At 76.6% G+C, this 1647-nt stretch carries 1 pseudogene; it reads right to left on the minus strand.

Annotated elements, in window-relative coordinates:
• Positions 1–1647 (minus strand): annotated as a pseudogene (locus FNH08_RS49770) (tetratricopeptide repeat protein); the annotation flags it as partial.

Genomic DNA, 1647 nt, shown 5'->3' on the forward strand with positions numbered 1-1647 from the left:
TCCAACCACCCGGCCGCCAACTCGGCCCCGGTCCGCGCATCGAGCCCGGCCTCCCCCAGCGCCCCGTACGCGCCGATCGCCAGAGCCAGATGCCCCAGCGCCTCCTCGAAGGCGGGCCGGACGGCATCGCCCTCCGCGTCCTCCGGCACGGACCGGGCCACCAGATCCCCGAACTGCCGGTACGACTGCCCGAGTTCGGCGAGCGTCCTCCGACGCGCCTCCTCACCGTCACCGGAGTCGGAGTCGGAGTCGGGGTCGGAGTCGTCGCCCGGCCCGGCCCCCAGCACCGCCTCACACTCCGCGACCGCCTCGGCCATCAACTCCCGCGCCCGGTCGAGTCCTTCCTCCTCACGCGCCACGATCCACGCCCGCGCACGCAGCGCACGCACCAGACCATGGACGTTGCCGAGCTCGCGCCACAGTTCCCCGGCACGCGCGAACGCCTGCCCGGCCTCCGTCGGCAGCCCCGCGTTACCCAGCGCCTCCGCGGCGAGGTGCGCGAGCATGGCGTGGTCGCGCTGTTCGGGCCAGTGCCGGGCGATCTCGGCGGCCTGCGACCAGCGCACGGCGGCGTCCCGGTGCTCCCCGAGCTCGGTGAGGCAGTCGCCGAGCCACCACTGTGTCTGCACGATCGCCCCGTCGCCGTGGGTCTCGGCGGTGAGGTCCGGGAGCGCCGACTCCAGCACCTCGGCGGCCTCGGCCCACCGCCCCTGCCGCAGCAGGAAACCACCGAGCTGGTGCCGCGCCCACGCGGCGAGCGCCCGCCCCTCGCCGGCCTCGTCGGCCCAGTGCGCCGCCTGAAGGGCGTGCTCGGCCGCGGGCGCGAACTGCCCGGTCTCGCCCAGGATCTCGGCCAGCTGGAGGTTCAGTTGGGCGTGCCCCATCAGCTCCAGGTACGGCCCTCCGTGCTCCAGCGCCGCCCGTCCCGCCCGCTCGGCCGTCTCCAGGTCCCCGAGGTGCCGTGCCGCCCTGGTGAGTCGTGCCTCCTGCTCCACGGCGAACCACGGCAGCCCGGCCGCCACGTACGCCTCGGCGGACCGGGCGAGCAGCTCCGCCGAGGCCGCCGCGTCCCCGCCGCGCGCGGCCAGCTCGCCGAGCATCCCGTGCGCCTCCGCGGCCCGCGAGGCCACCCGTACGTCCGCGGTGTGCGGCTCGGTGAGGGCCAGCAGCTCCCGCGCGGCCTCCTCGGCCGCCGCCATGGCGGCGGCCGAGGCATCGTCGCCCTCCGCCTCGTCCAGCCGCTGCATCAGTATCCGCGCGCGTCCCACCAGCACGGACGCCGTCTGCCGCACTCCGGTGCCCCCCTCCGCGAAGAGCACGAGGATCTTCTCGTACGGCTCGGAGACCAGCGCCAGGGCGGCCTCCACCTGCCCCGTGAAGGCGTGGACGGACGCCCCGCGCGCACGAGCCGCCAGCGCCTCCCCCTGGTCGCCCGCCTCCTCGTACAGCTCGGCCGCGCGCGCGAAGAGGCCCAGCCCCTCGGGGCCGAGACCGATCGCCTGGTGGTCGACGATCTCCGCCCGGTCGTACGCGTCCAGCTCCGCGCCCTCGGCCTGAGCCGCCCGCGCCACCGCGGCCCACGCCTCGACGGCGTCGGGGTGCACGGTCTCGGCGAGCCGCCGCGCCTCGGCGACGAGGGCGGGCCTG

The sequence above is a fragment of the Streptomyces spongiae genome (assembly GCF_009377185.1).
Taxonomy (GTDB): domain Bacteria; phylum Actinomycetota; class Actinomycetes; order Streptomycetales; family Streptomycetaceae; genus Streptomyces; species Streptomyces spongiae.